This is a genomic window from Enterobacter kobei (assembly GCF_001729765.1).
Taxonomy (GTDB): domain Bacteria; phylum Pseudomonadota; class Gammaproteobacteria; order Enterobacterales; family Enterobacteriaceae; genus Enterobacter; species Enterobacter kobei.
The window spans coordinates 1,160,973-1,181,756 of record NZ_CP017181.1; the positions used below are offsets into that span (position 1 = coordinate 1,160,973).

Genomic DNA, 20,784 nt, shown 5'->3' on the forward strand with positions numbered 1-20,784 from the left:
AATCCGCCGGGCGCATGCGCTGGCCCGGCGTTAAACTTGCTACCACCAGCATGAAGTGTTAAAACGTGCCCCTTCTAAAAAAGAGACAGGGGTAGGGCGTGAAAGACGCGTCATCCGCTTCAGGCCATGGTAGCGCTGAAGCCTCGTCGGATCAGAATCCGACGCTGCAACGTGGTTTGCAAAATCGACATATTCAGTTAATTGCCCTCGGCGGCGCGATTGGTACCGGGTTGTTTCTCGGCATCGGCCCCGCCATTCAAATGGCTGGCCCTGCAGTACTGCTGGGATACGGCATCGCCGGGATTATCGCCTTCCTGATCATGCGCCAGCTCGGCGAAATGGTCGTTGAAGAGCCGGTGTCAGGCTCCTTCGCACACTTTGCTTACAAATACTGGGGCCCGTTTGCAGGCTTCCTCTCCGGCTGGAACTACTGGGTGATGTTCGTGCTGGTGGGGATGGCCGAACTGACCGCCGCAGGCATCTACATGCAGTACTGGCTCCCGGATGTCCCGACGTGGATCTGGGCGGCGGCCTTTTTCATCATCATTAATGCCGTTAACCTCATCAATGTGCGCCTGTATGGCGAAACCGAGTTCTGGTTTGCGCTGATCAAGGTACTGGCGATTATCGGGATGATCGGCTTTGGCCTGTGGCTGCTGTTCTCCGGTCATGGCGGCGAGCGGGCAACCATTGATAACCTCTGGCAGCACGGCGGCTTTCTGGCAACCGGCTGGAAAGGACTGGTTCTCTCTCTGGCGGTGATCATGTTCTCCTTCGGCGGGCTGGAGCTGATTGGTATTACTGCTGCCGAAGCGCGCGACCCGCATAAAAGTATCCCAAAAGCGGTCAACCAGGTGGTGTACCGTATTCTGCTGTTTTACATCGGCTCGCTGGTGGTTCTGCTGGCGCTCTATCCATGGGTGGAAGTGAAATCTGACAGCAGTCCGTTCGTGATGATTTTCCACGATCTGAACAGCAATGTGGTGGCGTCGGCGCTGAACTTCGTCATTCTGGTGGCGTCGCTTTCGGTCTATAACAGTGGCGTTTACTCCAACAGCCGTATGCTGTTTGGCCTTTCCGTACAGGGGAACGCGCCGAAGTTCCTGACCCGCGTCAGCCGTCGCGGTGTGCCGATTAATTCCTTGTTCCTTTCCGGCGCGATTACGTCATTAGTGGTGCTGATCAACTACCTGCTGCCGAAAGCGGCATTTGGCCTGCTGATGGCGCTGGTTGTCGCCACGCTGCTGCTGAACTGGATCATGATCTGCCTGGCGCACCTGCGCTTTCGTGCGGCGATGCGACGCAAGGGACGCGAGACGCAGTTTAAAGCGCTGCTCTACCCGGCAGGGAACTATATCTGTATCGCGTTCCTGGGGCTGATTCTGGTGCTGATGTGCACGATGGATGAGATGCGTCTCTCAGCGATGCTGCTGCCAGTGTGGGTGGTGTTCCTGTTTATTGCGTTTAAATTATCCCGTAAAAAGTAGCACGTTTTTCGCCCGGTGGCGCTGCGCTTACCGGGCCTACATGTTCTGGGCCGTTATTATTTTGTAGGCCGGGTCAGGCGAAGCCGCTACCCGGCTTTGAATGTGCAATATCAAATCTGAAACGCTATTCGTTTCCCATTCGGTAACGTCACATCAATGCTCATTTCACCGCCGAGCGCACTGACATAGCGTTTGAGTGTTGAAAGCCGGGGATCGTTTCCCAGCTGTTCGATTTTTGCCACAGTGGGTTGTTTTACCCCCATTGCCGCGGCCAGTTCTGTCTGCGAAATATTGAGCTCTTCCCGCAGTTGGTTCAGGGCAACAATTCTTCGTATTACATCAACTTTAGCCGCAATACGCTCCTGACTTTCCGCGCTCTGTTGTGCCATGAGTTCTTTTAGCGTTGCCATATGGCCTCCTTATCCGCCAGATGTCTGCTGTACTCAACGTCAGCCAGCGTAATCATTTCGTTATAAAACCGTTTTTGATTGCAACCGGTTTTGTCTCCAGCACAGAGCACAATTGCCTTACGGTCAGGATCAAAAGCAAAAAAAGCTCTGATGGGATTTCCCGCATGTTGAATCCGTAATTCCTTCATGTTCGCATAGGCTGAAGCCTTCACGGTATCTACGTATGGCCGCCCAAGCGTTGGGCCAAACTCAGCAAGAATATGCATCATCGCTAGCACATCTTCTTTTAATGCTGTTGTTTGTTCGAAGTACCATTGATCAAATCTGTCCGTTGTCTCGACATTCCACATCGTTTCTCCTTTAGCTTCCTCGCTATATTATTTTATAGCCTGTAGGCTATAGTGACAATCAGAACGCCTCGTTTTGTCATACATCGACCTTTATCGTGACCCCCCTCCCAATTCTGTTTCGATCCACAGGATCTTTATTTTGTAATCGATTACTTTTTATTTGCTGTCATTTGTAATCGATTACTTTTTCCGGGTGAGGCTTATCATGGTGTCAACTGAAAGTAGTGAAAAGGCGATAACACAGCACCGGCTGCTGGTGCCGCGTCTGTCGTTGATGATGTTTCTGCAGTTTTTCATCTGGGGTAGCTGGTCAGTCACGCTTGGCCTGGTGATGACCCGGCACAACATGTCTCTGTTAATTGGCGATGCGTTCTCCGCCGGGCCCATCGCCTCCATTCTCTCGCCGTTTGTGCTCGGCATGCTGGTGGATCGTTTCTTTGCCTCGCAGAAGGTGATGGCGGTGATGCACCTGGCGGGCGCGGCAATCCTTTGGTTTGTGCCGGGGGCGCTGATTGCCGAAAACGGCGCGCTGCTGATTGGCCTGCTGTTTGGTTACACGCTCTGCTATATGCCAACGCTGGCGCTGACCAACAACATCGCATTTCACAGCCTGGCGAACGTGGATAAAACTTTCCCGGTGGTGCGCGTGTTCGGCACCATCGGCTGGATCGTGGCGGGAATTTTCATCGGCGTGACCGGCGTGGCGTCCAGCGTCACCATTTTTCAGGTGGCGGCAGCCAGCTCCCTGCTTCTCGCACTCTACAGCCTGACGCTGCCGCACACGCCAGCGCCAGCGAAAGGGCTACCGGTGCAGGTGCGCGATCTCTTTTGTGCCGATGCCTTTGCGCTACTCAAAACCCGCCATTTCTTTGTCTTCTCCGTCTGCGCGATGCTGATCTCCGTCCCGCTTGGCACCTATTACGCCTATACCGCCTCGTATCTGGCGGATGCCGGTATTGCAGACGTCAGCACCGCCATGTCCTTCGGGCAGATGTCAGAGATCTTCTTCATGCTGGTCATTCCGCTGCTGTTCCGCCGTCTGGGGGTGAAAGTCATGCTGCTGATCGGCATGCTGGCGTGGTTCGTGCGTTATGCCATGTTCGCGCTGGGCGTCAGCGAGGAAGGACGCATCCTGTTGTACCTGGGGATTCTGCTGCACGGCGTCTGCTACGATTTCTTCTTCGTCGTCGGCTTTATCTACACCGACCGCGTGGCGGGTGAAAAGGTGAAAGGACAGGCGCAAAGCATGATTGTCATGTTCACCTACGGCATCGGCATGCTGCTGGGCTCTCAGATTTCCGGCGCGCTTTATAACCGTCTGGTGGCCGGGCAGACCGTGCCGCAGGCATGGGTGACATTCTGGTGGATCCCGGCGGTGGCTGCCGCGGCGATCGCGCTGATTTTCCTTCTCACGTTCAGGTATGACGATGACAAGGCGTAATGTTCAGGAGGGGCTATGAGGACGATGAAAGGACCGGGCATTTTTCTGTCGCAATTTATTGGCGAGAAAGCGCCGTTCAACACGCTCGACGGACTGGCAGGCTGGGCGGCGGCGAAGGGTTACAAAGCGGTGCAGATCCCCTGCAATCATCCGCACATTTTTGATGTCGAAAAAGCGGCAGAGAGCCAGGCCTACTGCGATGACATTACCGGCAAGCTGGGCGCGCACGGGCTGGTCATCAGCGAGCTGTCGACCCATCTGGAGGGGCAGCTTGTGGCGGTAAACGAGGTCTACAGCGACGCGTTTGACCACTTCGCCCCCGCCGCCGTGCGCGGTAATGATGCAGCTCGCCGGGCATGGGCAACGGAAAAGCTAAAGCAGGCGGCAGTCGCCTCAGCCAGACTCGGCCTGAAAGCGCACGCCACCTTCTCCGGCTCGCTGGCGTGGCCGTTTTTCTATCCATGGCCGCCGCATAACGAGCAGCGTTTTCAGGCGGCATTCGAGGAGCTGGCAAATCGCTGGCGACCGATTCTGGATACCTTTGACGAACAGGGCGTGGACGTCTGTTTTGAGTTGCATCCGGGCGAAGACTTGCACGACGGCGTGAGCTTCGAGCGTTTTCTGGCGCTTCTGGATAATCACCCGCGCTGCAATATCCTTTACGACCCGAGCCACATGCTGTTACAGCAGATGGATTACCTGACCTTCATCGACATTTACCACGCGCGCATCAAAGCCTTCCACGTCAAAGATGCCGAGTTCCGTCCTAATGGGCGCAGCGGCGTGTACGGTGGTTACCAGCCGTGGATCAACCGCGCCGGGCGCTTCCGTTCGCTCGGCGACGGACAGATCGGCTTCAAAGGCATTTTCAGCAAGCTGACCCAGTACGATTATGACGGCTGGGCGGTGCTGGAGTGGGAGTGCTGCCTGAAAGATGGTGATACCGGCGCAAGTGAGGGAAGCGAGTTTATCCGCCGCCACATCATCCCCGTATCCGGGCGTGCGTTTGATGACTTCGCGGCAGGGGGCAGCCATGATTAACGTCGGGATTGTCGGCAGCGGGTTTATCGGCCCGGCGCATATCGAGGCGCTGCGGCGTCTCGGGTTTGTGCAGGTGGTGGCGCTCTGCGACGGCACGCTTGCCAACGCGCAGGAAAAAGCACGCCAGCTTAACGTGCCCCACGCCTGCGCCAGCGTGGCGGAACTCCTCGCACTTCCTGACCTGCACGTGGTGCACAACTGCATGCCCAATCATCTGCATGCGGAGATTAACCGTCAGATCCTGCGCGCGGGAAAACATGTCTTTTCTGAAAAACCGCTCTGCATGACGTCGGACGAGGCGCGTGACCTGGTGGCGCGGGCGGAGCAGGCTGGCGTGGTGCACGGCGTGAGCTTTGTCTATCGCCAGTTTGCGATGGTGCGCCAGGCGGAAAGCATGATGCGCGCGGGTAGCCTCGGGCGGCTATTCGCCTCACACGGCAGTTATTTACAGGACTGGATGCTGCTGGAAACCGACTACAACTGGCGGGTGGATGCCGCGCTTGGCGGGGCTTCGCGCGCGGTGGCGGATATCGGCTCCCACTGGTGCGATACGGTGCAATTTGTGACCGGCAGGCGCATTACCGAGGTCATGGCCGATCTCTCCATCGTCTGGCCGACGCGTAAGGCCAGCATGGGCGGTCATCAGACTTTCTCCCACGATGAGGCGGCGGCGTATACCAACACACCGGTCAGTACCGAAGACTTTGGCTCAGTGCTGTTCCGCTTTGACGATGGCAGCAAAGGTTGCTTTAGCGTCTCGCAGGTGAGCGCCGGGCGTAAAAATCGCCTGACGTTTGAGATTAACGGCAGCGAGCAGTCAGTGGCGTGGGATCAGGAGGTGCCGCAACAGCTGTGGATCGGCCATCGCGCGCTGGCAAATCAGACGCTCACCGATGATCCAGGCCTGATGAACCCTGACGTGGCCAGCAGCGCACACTTCCCCGGCGGGCACATCGAAGGCTGGCCTGACGCCTTTAAAAATATGATGATGCAGTTCTACCGCGCCGTGCGGGCGGGAGCGATGCCGGAGGCGCCGCAGTTTGCGACCTTCCACGATGGCGCAAACGTGATGTATATCATTGATGCCATAGTGAAAAGCCATCAGCAGCAGCGTTGGGTACGCGTGGCGCAATGACGTGTTGCCCGGTTCGCCGGGCAACAAATTTATGGTAGCCTGCACAAAACGCTAACCGCAGGATGTGTCGTCGCTATGTCAATTCAGAAAATCGCTCAGCTGGCCGGGGTCTCCGTGGCAACGGTCTCCCGCGTGCTCAATAACAGCGACACCGTGAAGGCAAAAAACCGCGAGCGCGTCCTGCAGGCCATCAAAGAGAGCAACTACCAGCCTAATTTACTGGCCCGTCAGTTACGTACTGCCCGGAGCTATATGATCCTGGTGATGGTCTCAAACATTGCCAACCCGTTCTGCGCCGAAGTGGTGAAGGGCATTGAAGAAGAGGCGGAGATAAACGGCTATCGGATCCTGCTGTGTAACTCCGGGTCGGACATCGAACGTTCCCGTTCGGGCTTAAGCCTGCTGTCGGGCAAAATCGTCGACGGCATTATCACCATGGACGCTTTCTCAAAGCTGCCGGAACTGGCCGCGCTGATTGGCTCCGCACCGTGGGTGCAGTGTGCCGAATATGCCGATGCCGGCGCGGTTTCCTGCGTGGGGATTAACGACGTTGATGCGTCGCAGCATGCCGTCAGCCAGCTTGCCGACGGTGGACGCAAACGCATCGCGATGATCAACCACGACCTGAGCTATAAATATGCCCGTCTGCGCGAGCGCGGCTATAAGAGCGTGATCCACCTCAAAGATCTGGAGTATCAGGCGGTTGAATACGCCAGCGATCTTAGCTTCCGCGCCGGGATGGTGGCGATGCAAAATCTGTTGCAGGATAATCCACCGGATGCGGTGTTTGCCGTCTCCGATACGCTGGCGGCGGGCGCGCTGCGCGCCATTCAGCAGGCCGGGCTGCGGGTGCCGGAGGATATTGCTGTTGTGGGATTTGACGGCACCGAGCTGGCGGACATGATTTCGCTGACCACCATCGAACAGCCGTCGCGGGATATCGGGCGCAAGGCGGTCGACCTGCTCTTAAATAAAATCGACAACCCCGAGGCGCCCACGGAAAGAGTGATGATGGACTGGCGCTTTATTTCCCGCGCCAGTACCTGATTATTGCGCTATAACCCCTGCCAGGGAGCGAATATCGTTCCCGGTAGGTGACTGATGAATACGCAAACCAAACTCCTCCACCACCGCAAAAATATGATCGAAGATGTCAGCCTGAATCTCCTCATATTCTGCCCAGATCACCGTGTTGGTGAAAGCGTATATTTCAATCGGCAGGCCGTTGGCATCCGGTGCCAGCTGACGCACCATTAACGTCATATCTTTGCGAATGCGCGGGTGGTTACGCAGATATTCATTCAGGTAGGCGCGGAAGGTACCAATATTTGTCATTTTGCGCAGGTCTAATACCGATTCACCTTCGCCATTTTTCTGATTCCACAGGCTAATTTCCTCATGTCGCGCGGCCAGATAGGGCTTGAGCAGTTTCGCCTGAATCAGCTTCTGCTGCTCCTGCTCGTCCAGGAAGTGAATGCTGGTGGTATCGATATTCAGGCTGCGCTTAATGCGTCGGCCGCCGGAGGCCGACATGCCGCTCCAGTTGATAAAGGCGTCAGAGACCAGCGCCCACGTTGGGATCGTGGTGATGGTGTTATCGAAGTTGCGCACTTTAACGGTGGTCAGGCCGATGTCCGTAACCGTGCCGTTGGCACCGTATTTCGGCATCTCCAGCCAGTCGCCAAGCTTGAGCATGTCGTTGGCGGAAAGCTGGATCCCGGCGACCAGTCCCAGTATCGGGTCTTTAAAGACCAGCATCAGAACGGCGGCCATAGCACCCAGGCCGCTAATCAAAATGGCCGGTGACTGACCGATCAGCAGAGAGATAATTAAGATCCCCACCAGAATCGCGCTCACCAGCTTGATGCCCTGGAAGATCCCTTTCAGCGGCAGCTGTGAGGCGGTCGCCATTTTCTGCGAAAGATTGAATATGACGTCCAGCAGCGAGAAGAAGGAGAGCAGGGCATACACCATCACCCACAGCTTCGCGCAGGTGGTGAGCATTTCTGCCGCTTCGCTCCCTTTTTGCAGCCAGAGAACGGCCTGAACGTTGACGATTATCCCCTGAAGGGTAAATGCCAGACGGTGAAATAATTTATTCTGGGTAATAATCTGCAACCATAAATGGCTGCTGGCCCGGGCGCGTTTCTCGAATGCGCGCAGCACGACTTTGTGCAGAATAAAATGAACGATGATGGCAGTAAGAAAAATAATACCAAAGATAATCACTAAAGAGGTGGTGTGATTAATTTCAATGCCTAACTCTTCAACCTGAGCAATTAATTCCTGCATAACGTCTCCTGTATTGATGCAGCCCCATAATGGCGGCTGCGGATCTATTATGCAAATACCTCAGGCTTATTTGCTGGCCTGGCAGACCTTCACGACGGGTAAACACAGCCGATGGCGGATGCGCAGCGTTGCCAGCGCCAGGATGACCATCAGGCCGGTTTCCACCGTCAGGAAAAGGTTAATCGCCTGGGCGTAATCCCCGTGATGATGTTGCAGCCCGTGCAGCAAAATCGCCCCGAAAATGGCCGGGCCAAGCCCCAGCGCGGCCTGCTGCAGGGTGCTTAAGATGGCGCTGGCGGCCCCTGCGTCCTCAGGCTGAATATCGCGCATCCCGATGCGGTAGAAGCTGTTCACAATCAGCGCCTGACCGTAGCCTACCAGCCCGGTGGCTGGCGCCAGCGTCAGCGCCGTATTTTGCACTCCCCAGTAGCGGAACGTGGCGATCAGCGCCAGCAGGCCGATTATCTGGATTGCCAGGCCGGTGAGCAGAATCGTGCTGGTGCTGTAGCGCGCAATCAGCCGCGGCGCGAACCACGCGGAGATAAAATAGGTCACCCCGAGGGCGATAAAACTGTTCCCGGACTGCCACGGCGCCATTCCCAGACCCGTTTGCATGGTCAGCGCCATACAGAACATAAACCCGGACCAGACGCTGAAAAAGAGCAGCGCAATTACGATGCCAAAGCGAACGCTGCGGAGCTGAAGCAGACGCGGTGGGATCAGCGGATGGGCATTTCCACGCTCTTTTTTGCGCGCATTCTGTGCCATCAGCCAGGCCAGCGGAATAATGGCGAGAAGCATAACCTTTAGCGACCACGGCCAGTGCCACTGTGGGCCGAGCGCCATCGGGAACAGCAGACAGCAGAGCATGATGGCCAGCAAGACGGTCCCTGTCCAGTCGATGCGCGACGGCGTTTCACGGTGGGTTTCCGGCACGTAGCGACGGCTCAGCGCCAGCACCACCAGGCAGATGGGGACGTTAATAAAGAAGGCGTTACGCCAGCCCAGTCCGGCGATATCCGCCGATACCAGCCAGCCGCCGCCCATCTGGCCGACGATAAACGCAATCCCCCCAATGCCGCCGAACAGGCTAATCGCCTTCGCGTGGGCGGTGCCTTTTAACGTGACGTGCAGCGTGGCAAGAATTTGCGGCATGATCAGGGCGGCACCCGCCCCCTGAACAATACGCGCGGCCAGCAGTTGTTCAATGTTCCCCGCCATTCCGCACAGCAGCGAGGCCAGGCCAAAGATTGCCACACCCCACATAAACAGGCGACGGCGGCCAAGATTATCTCCCAGCTTGCTGCCGAGCGCGAGGCAGACGGCAAACGCCACGCCATAAAGCGCGACAATCAGCTCCAGCTCGGTGGCGGTAGCGTGCAGTGAATGGGTAATGGCGTCCAGCGCCACGTTAGTGATTGAGGTATCAATCATGGGTAGCATCTGGCCGGTTAACAGCAATATCAGGCCTGCGCGACCCGGTGAAACAACTGACGTATTCATGGTAACTCCATTGCGTCATTCATCAGATGGTCGTAGCATCAACTATCTGATAAACGGGTACCAGTTCTTGCTTATACTGGTACTGGCACTACCATGCAGGGGGATTTATGGCGTTGATGTCTGAACCCGTCGCCTCACTTCAGGATGACACGCGAAAACAGCTGGGCGCATTTTTACGCGCCCGGCGTGAAAGCCTCGATCCGCAGCGTCTCGGTTTGCCGCGCAGCGGACGCCGCCGCACGCCGGGTCTGCGCCGCGAAGAGGTGGCGATGCTCGCCGACGTGGGTGTGACCTGGTATACCTGGCTTGAGCAGGGCAGGGACGTCAATCCGTCCAGCGCGGTGATGGCAGCCTTAGCGAAAGCCCTGCAGTGTACTCCGACCGAAGCCCGGCATCTTTTCGTGCTCGCCGGTTTGCCGCCGGGCGAAGCACCGCAGGCGGTCTGCTGCGAGGGGATCAGCGAAGGCACGCGTCGCCTGCTGGATACGCTGATGCCAAAACCTGCCAGCATCCAGAAACCCAATTTCGATATCGTGGCGTGGAACGACAGTTTTGGGCATCTGATGGGCGTTGATTTCAATGCAATCCCGCCGGAGGACCGCAACTGTATTTACCTGTTTCTCACCCATCCCGCGTGGCGCGCGCGGCTCGGCAGACGCGACGATGTACTGCCGATTTTTGTCTCCTATTTCCGCGCGGCGATGGCCGAGCACCGGGGCGACCCGCTGTGGGAAGCCAAACTGGCGCGCTTCTTTGCGGTGTCTGAGGAGTTCAAAACGCTGTGGCACCAGCGCAACGACGTGCGCGGCGTGGAGAACCAGCTCAAGCTGTTTACCCATCCCGAGCTGGGGGATTTTACGCTGCAGCAGATGTACTGGTACTCCGCACCGCGAAACGGGTCGCGGCTGCTGGTCTATTTACCGGTGGACGAGGCGGGGGAGAGGGCGATGGCATGGCTGGCGGAACAGGCTAAATAATTTTTTTGCGAGACGTTTTCAAGGAATCAGCACGGATCCTGCCGTGTCGGTTCACATTGCGTAAGATAAGGTCTGAATGAGACCAACCTGCTGAATCTACATCATTTAGATGAGTAGTGAAGTGGACTATACTTACGCGATGAGAAACCACCGATGTCGCCACTGATGATTGATTCCGCAGAATTTAGCCAAAAACTTGGGCTTATCACTCAAAACGTTGAACATACTGAAGCGTTTCTGTTGCGGGGCACGGTGGATTTTCATCTGCCAGGTTTTTTGTTGCCTGTGGGGTATCGGCTTCTGAAGTCGCGCTATAGCGATGAATACCGTCTCGTGACTACCGACGACGGTAAGCCTTATACGGCATATGCCGTGAAGCTGACGTTTCATAAAGAAATTACCTCTCCTCACGGTGCCGCCACGCAAGTGATGGTCTGGCGTACGCCCCGCGCGGTCCATCAATCCGTTATCAGCGGGTTGCCACAACTTTTCTTTCAGTGGGTGCTCAGCGAATACGATATCGTGGTCTCAGACAGCGAGCAAACGGGAGACGGGCAGCGGTTTTGGTTGCGGATGATAGACTGGGCGTTCAGCATGAATTACCAGATAAGCGTGGCGGACGGTACGGTAGGCGCAGAGTGGGAATTAACACCAGTGAGTTCATACGCTGAACTGGAAGAACGCTGGATTGCTTTTGCCTGGGGAAACGATCGTGATGTCCATCCTCATCGCAGACTGGTCATCAGTAAAACGTAACGGGCCGCGCGCGGCGGCCCGTCGGGATTAGCACTCGGTCACAATCGTGCTCAGCGGCAGGCGAGACTTCGGCAGCGTGGCGTTGAAATCTTCCACGCTGTGATGGCCAACCGGCACCACCACTACGCTGGTGAAGCCTTTCTCTTTCAGGCCAAACTCTTCGTCGAGGATCGCGGCATCGAAACCTTCGATTGGCACTGCATCCAGACCCATGGCACCCACGCCCAGCAGGAAATTACCGACGTTCAGGTAAACCTGTTTCGCCATCCACTGGTCATCATCTTTCAGATCCACACGGTGCATATCGGCGAAGTAAGTCCGGCCCTTATGGTTCGCGGCTTTGGCTTCTGGCGTGTTAAAACGACCATCGGCTTCTTCCTGATCCACGACGCGCTCAAGCCAGGCATCGTCCATCGCGGTTTTCGCGCAGAACACCACCACGTGAGAGGCGTCCAGCATTTTGCGTTCGTTGAACACATAGGTCCCTGCGGCGGATTTCGCCACGCGCGCTTTACCTTCCTCGGTGCTGGCCACAATAAAGTGCCACGGCTGGGAGTTGGTGCTGGACGGGCTGTACTGCAGCAGGGTTTTGATTTTTTCTGCTTCTTCAGCGGTCAGTTTTTTAGTCGGGTCGAACGCCTTGGTGGAGTGGCGTTTCAGGGCGACAGAAATGATATCCATAACTACTCCTGGTAATGAAATTCGCCCGTACGCGGGCGCGAAAGGAGAGCAGATTACCGCGCAAAGCGGCAAAAGATAAGTGCATTTCGAGCGCTTAATCTGTTCGTCTCAGACGAACAATCAGGCAGGGCGTATCCACTTCTGGTCTTTCTTCGGCAGTTTATCAACGACCAGATTCCAGGAATCTGCAATCAGGTCGGCAACCAGTTCCGGGGTGATGTCCTCGGTGCCGTAAAGGGAAATCCAGTGTTTTTTATTCAGATGGTAACCAGGCTCAACGCCCCGGTAGATCTGCTGATTTAACAGCGACGTTTCCGGATCGGATTTCAGGCTAACGTGCGGCCGTCCGTGTGCGGTTGCCATCAGCATGAAAATTTTCCCGCCGACCTTGAAGACGTCGTACTCCGGGCCGAACGGCCAGCAGTGTTCGGTAAAAGGCATCTCCAGCGCGACGCGCTTCGCGTGTTCCTGCAAGGATTTACTGTCCATCGCTCTCCTCCTGAGCCAGTCCGCGCCACATGACTTCAAAACCCAGGGCTTTAAAATCGACGGCGCGGGACGGATCGCGGGTGGCAAACTCCATCGTGCTTTCGGCCAGCGATAAAAACAGCGCATCGCCAAACGTTTTGAATTCATCCGACATAAACACCGGGCGCACCGAACGACGGCATAGTTCATGCAGTTCCGGGAACATCTCTTTCACCGCCATTTCCGTTTCGGCGCTCAGCTTTTCACTGACCCCAATCTGGCGAATAGCCGCATGCGCCACGGGGTTACGAATCCCCCAGTCCACATAGCTGTTCCAGATATTGCGGGTATGTTCTTTCGGCAGCGTGATGGTGCGATCGAGGTTCGCCAGCATGGTCTGGCAGAGATCCTGCTTCAGGTGCAGATAGAGGGCATTCAGCAGATCGTCTTTGGTAGCAAAGTAGCGGAACAGGGTGCCTTCGGCGACACCCGCCTTACGGGCAATGAGCGCCGTTGAGGCGGCAATACCTGACTGTGCAAATGCCGCCGTTGCGGCGTCCAGTAAGGCCTGTTTTTTATCTTCACTCTTCGGACGTGCCACTAAATTTTTCCCCCTTTCACTGATAAAAACCCCGATTGAAACACGTGCTTTGACACGCTGCAACGCGGAATGTCAAAGATCGAAAACGTCTTGACGACTTTCTCATCATATCTATAATGAGTGCTTACTCACTCATAATCAAGTTTACCCCACGCAAACCATCGGATGGCTCGCGTTTTCGGGTCAGGATATGAAAAAAACTCTCTTCATCTGCGTGGTGTTCGTCATGATTATTGCTTCAGCTGCGAGTTTACCGTTTGTTCTGAATGCCGGTTTTGGCCAGCCACCGCAGGGTGCGCAGCTCACGGAAGTGGAAGCGTCTCCGCACTACTACGAGGGGAAATTCCACAATACGCTCCCGACGCCTGGCTTTACCGGCCAACAAAATATGCTGGTGGCGTGGTGGCAATTTCTGACCCGTAAAACCGAAAACGCCCGCCCGGCTCAGCCGCTGCCGCTGGTGAAAACCGATCTGGCGAGCCTGCCGCTGGAGCAGGACACGCTGGTGTGGCTCGGCCACTCCTCCTGGTATCTGCAGCTGGCGGGAAAACGCATCCTGATCGACCCGGTCCTTGGTAACTATGCCGCGCCGTTTTCGTTTCTCAATAAAGCCTTTGCGGGGGAGTATCCGTGGCGCGCGGCGAGCATGCCGGAGATCGACCTGCTGATTATCTCTCACGATCACTACGACCACCTGGATTACGCCACCATCAGGGCGTTATTGCCGAAGGTGAAACGCGTGGTGACGCCGCTTGGGGTAGGGTCACACCTGCGCTACTGGGGGATGAAGCCAGAGATTATCGACGAACGCGACTGGAACCAGTCGGTACACATCAGCGATGCGCTGACGGTTCACCTGTTGCCCGCGCGTCACTTCTCCGGGCGAGGCATTAAACGTGACCAGACGCTGTGGGGCAGCTTTATGTTTGTCACCCCAGAGCAGAAGATCTACTACAGCGGAGATTCTGGCTACGGCCCGCACTTTAAGGCAATCGGCGAGCAGTTTGGTGATGTGGATTTAGCCATCATGGAAAACGGCCAGTATGACCAGGACTGGAAGTACATCCACATGCTGCCAGAGGAGACGGCTCAGGCGTCGGTCGACCTGAATGCAAAGGCGGTGGTGCCGGGGCATAACGGTCGTTTTGTGCTGGCAAAACACACCTGGAACGACCCACTGATCCAGCTGGCAAAAGCCAGCAAGGATAAAAACTATCGACTGCTCACGCCGGAACTGGGCGAGCCCGTTCGGGTGAGTGATACCACACAAACTTTTCGTCAGTGGTGGGAATAATGTTTAAGCAAGAAGCAGAAGGGGAGAGCAGTATGACCATTTCCGCTCAAGTCATTGATACGATCGTCGAATGGATCGACGACAACCTGCACCAGCCGTTACGCATTGAAGACATTGCCCGCCATGCGGGTTACTCCAAATGGCATTTGCAGCGGCTGTTTATGCAGTATAAAGGTGAAAGCCTGGGGCGCTATATTCGCGAACGCAAGCTGCTGCTGGCGGCGCGGGATCTGCGTGAATCGGACGAGCGCGTTTATGAGATCTGCCTGCGCTACGGGTTTGAATCGCAGCAGACGTTCACGCGCATCTTTACCCGCACCTTCCATCAGCCGCCAGGGGCGTACCGCAAGGAAAACCATAGTCGGACGCACTGAAACTGACAACACACAGGCCGGGTAAGGCGAAGCTGCTACCCGGCTTTTTTTATGCATTCATGACGCCAGTGAAAACCAGCGGCGCCAGACGAAACGCAGCACGACGAATTCGATAGCGCCAAGCAGTAAAAACCACACGCAAAACAAAATGGTGTAAAGCTGGTTCAGATCGACCATGTGAAAGGTCGTCATCAGCTTTTGCGCCAGCACCAGGCCCAGCGACGGCGCGGGTAACAGCAGGCAAGAGATCAGCGCCAGTAATAAAATGCCCCCGGCAGTCAGCAGCGATTCTAACGGGTGTTTCATCGTAATGTTAATCGTCAGTTAAAAATGTCATTGTCCGGCATCCTTTAACGTAAAGCAATATCAACCTGCCTGGGCTTTTTTAATGAAATAATCACCTTCTCCGGCAAATAAAGCGCGTAAGGAGAATGATTTAATCGTGGTGATTAAATTAATATTATGCCATGTAAATAAATGTCTGCATCATGAAAATAATTTTACAAAACTATATGTGCTATATCCAATTAACGTCGCAATAACAATGGCTGCGACAATGTATAACGCCAGGCGTCGTCCACGATAAATACCAAACATGCTTCCCCCTCGTTTAGCGTTGGTTTAGGGAAGGTGCGAATAAGCAGGTCATTTCTTCCCAAGCTGACTCGCTGATTAAAATTTCGCGGATCTGGGCCGATTTTTTTCCCGCAAACACATCGAATCAGCCTATTTAGGCTATTTTTTCCACCATTTCTGGCGTTATTTCCGGTTTTTACTGAGATCTCTCCCACTGACGTATCATTTGGTCCACCCGAAACAGGTTGGCCAGGGTGAATAACATCGCCAGTTGGTTATCGTTTTTCAGCAGCCCTTTGTATCTGGCTTTCACGAAGCCGAACTGCCGCTTGATGATGCGAAACGGGTGCTCCACCCTGGCACGGATGCTGGCTTTCATGTATTCGATGTTGATGGCCGTTTTGTTCTTGCGCGGATGCTGCTTCAAGGTTTTTACCTTGCCGGGACGCTCGGCGATCAGCCAGTCCACATCCACCTCGGCCAGCTCCTCGCGCTGTGGCGCTCCTTGGTAGCCGGCATCGGCTGAGACAAATTGCTCCTCTCCATGAAGCAGATTACCCAGCTGATTGAGGTCATGCTCGTTGGCCGCGGTGGTGACCAGGCTGTGGGTCAGGCCACTCTTGGCATCGACACCAATGTGGGCCTTCATGCCAAAGTGCCACTGATTGCCTTTCTTGGTCTGATGCATCTCCGGATCGCGTTGCTGCTCTTTGTTCCTGGTAGAGCTGGGTGCCTCAATGATGGTGGCATCCACCAAAGTGCCTTGGGTCATCATGACGCCTGCTTCGGCCAGCCAGCGATTGATGGTCTTGAACAATTGACGGGCCAGTTGATGCTGCTCGAGCAGGTGGCGGAAATTCATGATGGTGGTGCGATCCGGCAGGGCGCTATCCAGGGATAATCGGGCAAACAGGCGCATGGAGGCGATTTCGTACAGGGCATCTTCCATGGCACCGTCGCTCAGGTTGTACCAATGCTGCATGCAGTGAATACGCAGCATGGTCTCCAGCGGATAGGGCCGTCGGCCATTGCCCGCCTTGGGATAAAACGGCTCGATGACAGCGGTCATATTCTGCCATGGCAGAATCTGCTCCATGCGGGAGAGGAAAATCTCTTTTCGGGTCTGACGGCGCTTAGTGCTGAATTCACTATCGGCGAAGGTGAGTTGATGGCTCATGATGTCCCTCTGGGATGCGCTCCGGATGAATATGATGATCTCATATCAGGAACTTGTTCGCACCTTCCCTAATAAGCTCTGACATGAGTTTTCCCCTGCCCCCGTGCAGGGGCTTTTTTTTGTCTCCTTAGCCATTGTGCATTACACTGCGCGCTGCAAAACTTTAGTCATTACGATCTGACAGGCGGTAACAGCGATGAACGGAACAATCACAACGTGGTTTAAAGATAAAGGCTTTGGATTTATCAAAGATGAAAACGGCGATAACCGCTATTTTCATGTGATTAAGGTCGCCAACCCTGATCTGATTAAGAAAGATGCGGCGGTGACGTTCGAACCGACGACGAATAACAAAGGCCTTTCCGCCTATGCGGTGAAGGTGATCCCCGAGAGTAAACACCTCTATATTGCGGGCGAGCGCGTGAAGCTCACCTCGATCAAATCCTTCGTGGTGTTCAGCGAAGAAGAGCCGGTTGAAACCAAAATCGACAAAGAAAACGCGGTGCTGTCGGTGGGTCTGCTGATGAACAGCATTAAACCGAAATCCGAGGTAAAATCGGGTGAAATGCGCACCGTGAAGAAGCTGGCGATCACGACCTTCCAGAACACGACGCTGATCTTTACCGAAGATGAAATTGACATTGACGCTACGGTCAAGCTGCTGAAGTGATTTGTTGCCGGGTGGCGGCGATGCCTTACCCGGCCTACGAAAAACCCTCAACGCGGCACGAAACGTAGGCCCGGTAAGCATCGCGCCACCGGGCACAGCCGCACCCGTTTACCCCATCCTGTGCTCGCCCCGTAACATCGCCTCCCGATCAAACACCTTCTGGATCTCCCCGTGTGCCATAAATGCCGCCCGGTCGGACATATGGGCAATCACGTCCGCATCGTGGCTCACCAGCAGATAGGTCATGTCGTGGGCTGCTTTCAGGCGGTTGAGCAGGTTCAGAATTTCCGCCTGCACGGACATATCCAGTGCCGAGGTCGGTTCATCCAGCAGCAGAAGCTGCGGGCGCAACAGCAGCGCACGGGCAATCGCCACGCGCTGACGCTGGCCGCCGGAAAGCTGGTGCGGATAACGTTTCCCCGCATCGGCAGACAGGCCCACCTGTTTAAGCGCATCCGCCACCTTTTCCGCAATCTGCGTTTCGCCATGGATGTTCAACGGCTCCGACAGCGTGCGTGCAATGGTGTGGTTCGGGTGCAAAGACGCCCACGGATCCTGAAACACCATCTGCACGTTGCGACGCAGCGTGCCTTGAAAACGTCGCCCGGGCGTTAACGTCTCTCCCAGTAGCGTAATGTTCCCGCGCCACTCGCGCTGCAGCCCCGCCAGCACGCGCAGAAGGGTCGATTTCCCGCAGCCGGATTCCCCGATCAGGCTGAAGGTTTCGCCTTTCGCGATGGTAAAGCTGGCGGCAGAGACCGCCGTCTTTTCCCCGAAGGTGACCTGAACCTGGTTAACCTCAACGAGCGCCATCGTTCGCCTCCTTCCACGGCTGCGAACGGTCGAGCGTCGGCAGCATCTGCCCAAAGGTATTGGCATTTGGCCTGCAGGTCCACAGGGTGCGCGTATACGGATGCGTTGCCTGAGGGAGTTGGCTTGCCGCCATCTCATCTACCTTTTCGCCCTGATACATCACCAGCACGCGGTCGCAGTGTTCCGCCACCAGCGGCAGGTCATGGCTGATTAACAGCATCGCCATCTGGCGCGCTTCACACTGCTGCACCAGCAGTTCGAGGATCTGCTTGCGCAGGCGAGCGTCCAGCGCTGAGGTCGGTTCGTCGGCAATCAGCACCTGCGGGTTGTTGATGAGCGCAATCGCAATCATCACCCGCTGGCCCATGCCGCCGGAAAGTTCGCCGGGATAACGCTGAAGCACATGTTCGCTCAGTCCGACAGCACGAATGATGTCGTGAATGCGCGCCACGCGTTCTGAACGGGGCAGGCGGTGATGCAGCGTGAGCGCCTCGTCAAGCTGGGCGGCAACGCTTTTCACCGGATTGAGCGCGTAGCGCGGGTCCTGCAAAACCATCGCAATCCCGTTGCCGCGCAGCGCTTGCCAGCGGCGGGCGTTCAGAGTCAGCAGATCGTTGCCCAGCACGTTAAGTTGCCGGGCGCTCACCATGCCGGGCTTACGTACCAGCCCCATCAGGGCGCGGGCAGACATCGATTTACCCGAGCCGGATTCACCCACCAGCGCCAGACGCTCGTTGCCAAGCGTAAAGCTCAGGTTGTTGACCACGCGTGCGGCGGGGTAGTCGATATTCAGCGCATCGACGATAACGCGGTGTTCAGTCATGTTGCGGCTCCAGTACGTCACGCAGGCCATCGCCTAGCAGGTTAAAGGCCAGGCTGGCAAACAGAATGGCTCCGCCGGGAATGGCGGCGATCCACCACTGGTCGAAAATCACCTGCATGCCGTCAGCAATCATTGCCCCCCATTCAGCCATTGGCGGACGGGCGCCAAGGCCGAGGAAACCGAGTCCGGCGGCGGCCAGAATAATGCCGGCCAGATCCAGCGCCAGCCGCACAATCGCAGACGGCAGACACAGCGGCAGAATATGGCCGACCAGCAGGCGCGGGCCGCGAATTCCCATCATCTCGGCAGCGGCCAGATAATCACTGTGGCGCAGACGCTGAATTTCACTTCGCGCCTGACGTGCATAAGCAGGCCAGGTGGTTAAGGCCAGCGCCAGCGCGCCGTTGACCAGCCCCGGACCCAGCATCGCCACAAACGCGAACGCAAGGATGAGGCGCGGCATCGACATCACCACGTCGGTAAAGCGCATCAGGAGGCGCTCCATCCAGCCGCCGTAGTAGCCGGACAGGATCCCCACCAGCAGCCCGGTGGGCAGGGTAATGACCGTCACTAAGGCCACCAGCCCGAGCGCCGGACGGGTGCCGTAAATCAGGCGCGAGAGCAGGTCGCGCCCGTAGCTGTCGGTGCCGAGCCAGTGCTGGCTATTCGGTGCCTGCAGGCGCGAGGCGGTGTCCTGCCAGTTCGGGTCAACCGGTGCAAGCCAGGGGGCGAACAGGGCGATCACCATCAGCAGCACGATGGCAATCAACCCGCAAAAGGCGGCAGGCGAACGGCGCAGGCGACGTATAAAGAGATAAAACGGCATCAGCGCACCCTGGGATCGGTTGCCTGCACAAGCAGGTCGGTAAGGTTATTGATCAGCACAAAACAGATGCCAATCAGCAGCGTGCCGCCCATGACGGCGGTAGTGTCTCCGGCGAACAGGGCGGTGGTGAGGTAGCGTCCGATGCCTGGCCAGGAGAAGACGGTTTCCGTTAATACCGCACCTTCCAGCATGCTGGTGTAGGCCAGCGCAATCACCGTCAGCAGGGTGCTGCGAATGTTCGGCAGCACGTGGCGCAGCAGAATAGTCATCTCCCCGGCCCCCTTGGCGCGAGCGAGCAGGATGTACTCTTTGTTCATTTCGCTCAGACAGGCGGAGCGCGTCAGGCGGGTAATGATTGCGAGCGAGTAATAGGCCAGCAGCAGCACCGGCAGCACAAGGTGGCTGAGGGCGTTGCGAAACGCCTCGCGATCGCCAGAAAGCCAGGTATCCACCAGCGCAAAGCCGGTGCGTGGTTCGACGGTGAACTGCCAGATGTCATCCAGCCTGCCGGGACCCGAGCTCCACTGCAGCTTCGCGTAGAACAGGGCCAGCATCAGCAGGCCAAGCCAGAAAATCGGCACCGAGTTGCCGAGCAGGGTGAGCGTTCTGAGCGATAAATCAAGCGGCGAACCGGCATAGCGGGCGCACAGCACCCCGGCAATCACGCCGAGCACGGCGCCGATGATTAAGGCCAGCGTAGCCAGTTCGAGCGTGGCGGGAAAAGCGTGCAGCAAGTCCTGCAACACCGGCTGGCCGGTGGCGCTGGCAGTGCCCAGATCACCGTGGGCAAGGTCTTGCAGGTAGTGCCAGAACTGCACGGGCAGGGGGCGATCTAACCCGAGCTGGTGGCGAACCTGATCGTAGGTGGACTGGCTGGCGTGATCGCCGACGATCTGCAGCACGCGATCGACCGGAGAAAATGCCGAGAGCGCAAACGTGACGAGCAGCAGCCCGAAAAGCGTGAGCAGCAGAGTCAGCAGAGCCTGAAGCACGCGGGTGGAAAGATGTGGCATGGGAAATCTCTTCATGCCGGGTGGCGGCTTCGCCTTACCCGGCCTACAAAACCGAGAACACAGGCCGGGTAAGCGC

Annotated in this window: 23 protein-coding genes; 10 read left to right on the forward strand and 13 right to left on the reverse strand. The window is 56.6% G+C overall.

Annotated elements, in window-relative coordinates:
* The first annotated feature begins 98 nt into the window (after positions 1 to 98).
* Positions 99 to 1,487, forward strand: a complete 1,389-nt coding sequence (pheP, locus tag BFV64_RS05475) for a phenylalanine transporter (RefSeq protein ID WP_023332293.1) — start codon at positions 99 to 101, stop codon at positions 1,485 to 1,487.
* Between the two features lie 110 nt (positions 1,488 to 1,597).
* Here pheP and BFV64_RS05480 read toward each other — a convergent pair whose 3' ends face one another.
* Positions 1,598 to 1,897: a helix-turn-helix domain-containing protein gene (locus BFV64_RS05480; RefSeq protein WP_069601792.1), complete on the reverse strand. Its 300-nt coding sequence runs from the start codon at positions 1,895 to 1,897 to the stop codon at positions 1,598 to 1,600.
* A complete protein-coding gene (locus BFV64_RS05485) occupies positions 1,885 to 2,247 on the reverse strand; it encodes a type II toxin-antitoxin system RelE/ParE family toxin (RefSeq protein WP_023332294.1) in 363 nt (120 codons plus the stop codon). The genes BFV64_RS05480 and BFV64_RS05485 overlap by 13 nt, the downstream gene beginning before the upstream one ends.
* A gap of 205 nt (positions 2,248 to 2,452) precedes the next feature.
* Here BFV64_RS05485 and BFV64_RS05490 point away from each other — a divergent pair, with 205 nt between their 5' ends.
* From BFV64_RS05490 to BFV64_RS05505, 4 genes are all read left to right on the forward strand, one after another.
* Complete coding sequence (locus BFV64_RS05490; RefSeq protein ID WP_023332295.1) at positions 2,453 to 3,688, forward strand: MFS transporter; 1,236 nt, start codon at positions 2,453 to 2,455, stop codon at positions 3,686 to 3,688.
* A gap of 15 nt (positions 3,689 to 3,703) precedes the next feature.
* Complete coding sequence (locus BFV64_RS05495; protein WP_059372448.1) at positions 3,704 to 4,729, forward strand: sugar phosphate isomerase/epimerase family protein; 1,026 nt, start codon at positions 3,704 to 3,706, stop codon at positions 4,727 to 4,729.
* Positions 4,722 to 5,864 (forward strand): Gfo/Idh/MocA family protein, encoded by a 1,143-nt coding sequence (locus BFV64_RS05500; protein ID WP_069601793.1) that lies wholly within the window; start codon positions 4,722 to 4,724, stop codon positions 5,862 to 5,864. The genes BFV64_RS05495 and BFV64_RS05500 overlap by 8 nt, the downstream gene beginning before the upstream one ends.
* Before the next feature lie 75 nt (positions 5,865 to 5,939).
* Positions 5,940 to 6,911: a LacI family DNA-binding transcriptional regulator gene (locus BFV64_RS05505; RefSeq protein WP_047626963.1), complete on the forward strand. Its 972-nt coding sequence runs from the start codon at positions 5,940 to 5,942 to the stop codon at positions 6,909 to 6,911.
* Here BFV64_RS05505 and BFV64_RS05510 read toward each other — a convergent pair whose 3' ends face one another.
* Positions 6,912 to 8,156 carry a mechanosensitive ion channel family protein gene (locus BFV64_RS05510; RefSeq protein WP_014882869.1) on the reverse strand — a complete coding sequence of 415 codons (1,245 nt, stop codon included), beginning with the start codon at positions 8,154 to 8,156 and terminating at the stop codon, positions 6,912 to 6,914.
* A 66-nt stretch (positions 8,157 to 8,222) separates the two neighbouring features.
* Positions 8,223 to 9,659 (reverse strand): MFS transporter, encoded by a 1,437-nt coding sequence (locus BFV64_RS05515; RefSeq protein ID WP_059372453.1) that lies wholly within the window; start codon positions 9,657 to 9,659, stop codon positions 8,223 to 8,225.
* Between the two features lie 107 nt (positions 9,660 to 9,766).
* On the opposite strand from BFV64_RS05515, the gene BFV64_RS05520 reads away from it, so the two are divergent.
* Together BFV64_RS05520 and BFV64_RS05525 are read left to right on the forward strand one after the other, a co-directional pair.
* Positions 9,767 to 10,636, forward strand: coding sequence for a helix-turn-helix transcriptional regulator (locus BFV64_RS05520; RefSeq protein ID WP_059372456.1), 870 nt, complete (start codon positions 9,767 to 9,769; stop codon positions 10,634 to 10,636).
* 165 nt (positions 10,637 to 10,801) lie between these two features.
* Complete coding sequence (locus BFV64_RS05525; RefSeq protein ID WP_235611137.1) at positions 10,802 to 11,392, forward strand: hypothetical protein; 591 nt, start codon at positions 10,802 to 10,804, stop codon at positions 11,390 to 11,392.
* 27 nt (positions 11,393 to 11,419) lie between these two features.
* Here the strand turns inward: BFV64_RS05525 and nfsB are convergent, their stop codons facing one another.
* The 3 genes from nfsB to BFV64_RS05540 form a co-directional block, all read right to left on the reverse strand.
* Positions 11,420 to 12,073 carry an oxygen-insensitive NAD(P)H nitroreductase gene (nfsB, locus tag BFV64_RS05530; protein WP_014882873.1) on the reverse strand — a complete coding sequence of 218 codons (654 nt, stop codon included), beginning with the start codon at positions 12,071 to 12,073 and terminating at the stop codon, positions 11,420 to 11,422.
* Between the two features lie 120 nt (positions 12,074 to 12,193).
* Positions 12,194 to 12,562 carry an MmcQ/YjbR family DNA-binding protein gene (locus tag BFV64_RS05535; RefSeq protein WP_014882874.1) on the reverse strand — a complete coding sequence of 123 codons (369 nt, stop codon included), beginning with the start codon at positions 12,560 to 12,562 and terminating at the stop codon, positions 12,194 to 12,196.
* Positions 12,552 to 13,142 (reverse strand): TetR/AcrR family transcriptional regulator, encoded by a 591-nt coding sequence (locus BFV64_RS05540; RefSeq protein ID WP_014882875.1) that lies wholly within the window; start codon positions 13,140 to 13,142, stop codon positions 12,552 to 12,554. Before BFV64_RS05540 ends, BFV64_RS05535 begins: the two co-directional genes overlap by 11 nt.
* Before the next feature lie 190 nt (positions 13,143 to 13,332).
* Between BFV64_RS05540 and BFV64_RS05545 the strand changes: the two genes are divergently transcribed.
* Complete coding sequence (locus BFV64_RS05545) at positions 13,333 to 14,436, forward strand: RomA family MBL fold metallo-hydrolase (RefSeq protein WP_023332301.1); 1,104 nt, start codon at positions 13,333 to 13,335, stop codon at positions 14,434 to 14,436.
* A 32-nt stretch (positions 14,437 to 14,468) separates the two neighbouring features.
* Positions 14,469 to 14,810 carry a RamA family antibiotic efflux transcriptional regulator gene (locus BFV64_RS05550; RefSeq protein ID WP_014882877.1) on the forward strand — a complete coding sequence of 114 codons (342 nt, stop codon included), beginning with the start codon at positions 14,469 to 14,471 and terminating at the stop codon, positions 14,808 to 14,810.
* Positions 14,811 to 14,867: 57 nt separating this feature from the next.
* On the opposite strand, the gene BFV64_RS05555 is transcribed toward BFV64_RS05550, so the two are convergent.
* Together BFV64_RS05555 and BFV64_RS05560 are read right to left on the reverse strand one after the other, a co-directional pair.
* Entirely contained in the window at positions 14,868 to 15,116 is a 249-nt protein-coding gene (locus tag BFV64_RS05555; protein WP_014882878.1) for a DUF1158 domain-containing protein, read from the reverse strand.
* 466 nt (positions 15,117 to 15,582) lie between these two features.
* On the reverse strand, positions 15,583 to 16,563 hold the full coding sequence (locus BFV64_RS05560; protein ID WP_032637327.1) for an IS5-like element ISKpn26 family transposase: 981 nt from the start codon (positions 16,561 to 16,563) through the stop codon (positions 15,583 to 15,585).
* A 196-nt stretch (positions 16,564 to 16,759) separates the two neighbouring features.
* Here BFV64_RS05560 and BFV64_RS05565 point away from each other — a divergent pair, with 196 nt between their 5' ends.
* A complete protein-coding gene (locus BFV64_RS05565; RefSeq protein ID WP_014882920.1) occupies positions 16,760 to 17,233 on the forward strand; it encodes a cold-shock protein in 474 nt (157 codons plus the stop codon).
* Between the two features lie 108 nt (positions 17,234 to 17,341).
* Here the strand turns inward: BFV64_RS05565 and BFV64_RS05570 are convergent, their stop codons facing one another.
* Genes BFV64_RS05570 through BFV64_RS05585 form a run of 4 tightly spaced genes read right to left on the reverse strand, consistent with a single transcriptional unit; the run spans position 17,342 to position 20,708 of the window.
* Complete coding sequence (locus tag BFV64_RS05570; RefSeq protein WP_014882921.1) at positions 17,342 to 18,046, reverse strand: ABC transporter ATP-binding protein; 705 nt, start codon at positions 18,044 to 18,046, stop codon at positions 17,342 to 17,344.
* Positions 18,033 to 18,869 (reverse strand): ABC transporter ATP-binding protein, encoded by an 837-nt coding sequence (locus BFV64_RS05575; protein ID WP_063943401.1) that lies wholly within the window; start codon positions 18,867 to 18,869, stop codon positions 18,033 to 18,035. Before BFV64_RS05575 ends, BFV64_RS05570 begins: the two co-directional genes overlap by 14 nt.
* Positions 18,862 to 19,695, reverse strand: a complete 834-nt coding sequence (locus BFV64_RS05580; RefSeq protein WP_069601795.1) for an ABC transporter permease — start codon at positions 19,693 to 19,695, stop codon at positions 18,862 to 18,864. Before BFV64_RS05580 ends, BFV64_RS05575 begins: the two co-directional genes overlap by 8 nt.
* Positions 19,695 to 20,708, reverse strand: a complete 1,014-nt coding sequence (locus tag BFV64_RS05585) for an ABC transporter permease (protein WP_069601796.1) — start codon at positions 20,706 to 20,708, stop codon at positions 19,695 to 19,697. Before BFV64_RS05585 ends, BFV64_RS05580 begins: the two co-directional genes overlap by 1 nt.
* Positions 20,709 to 20,784: the final 76 nt, after the last annotated feature.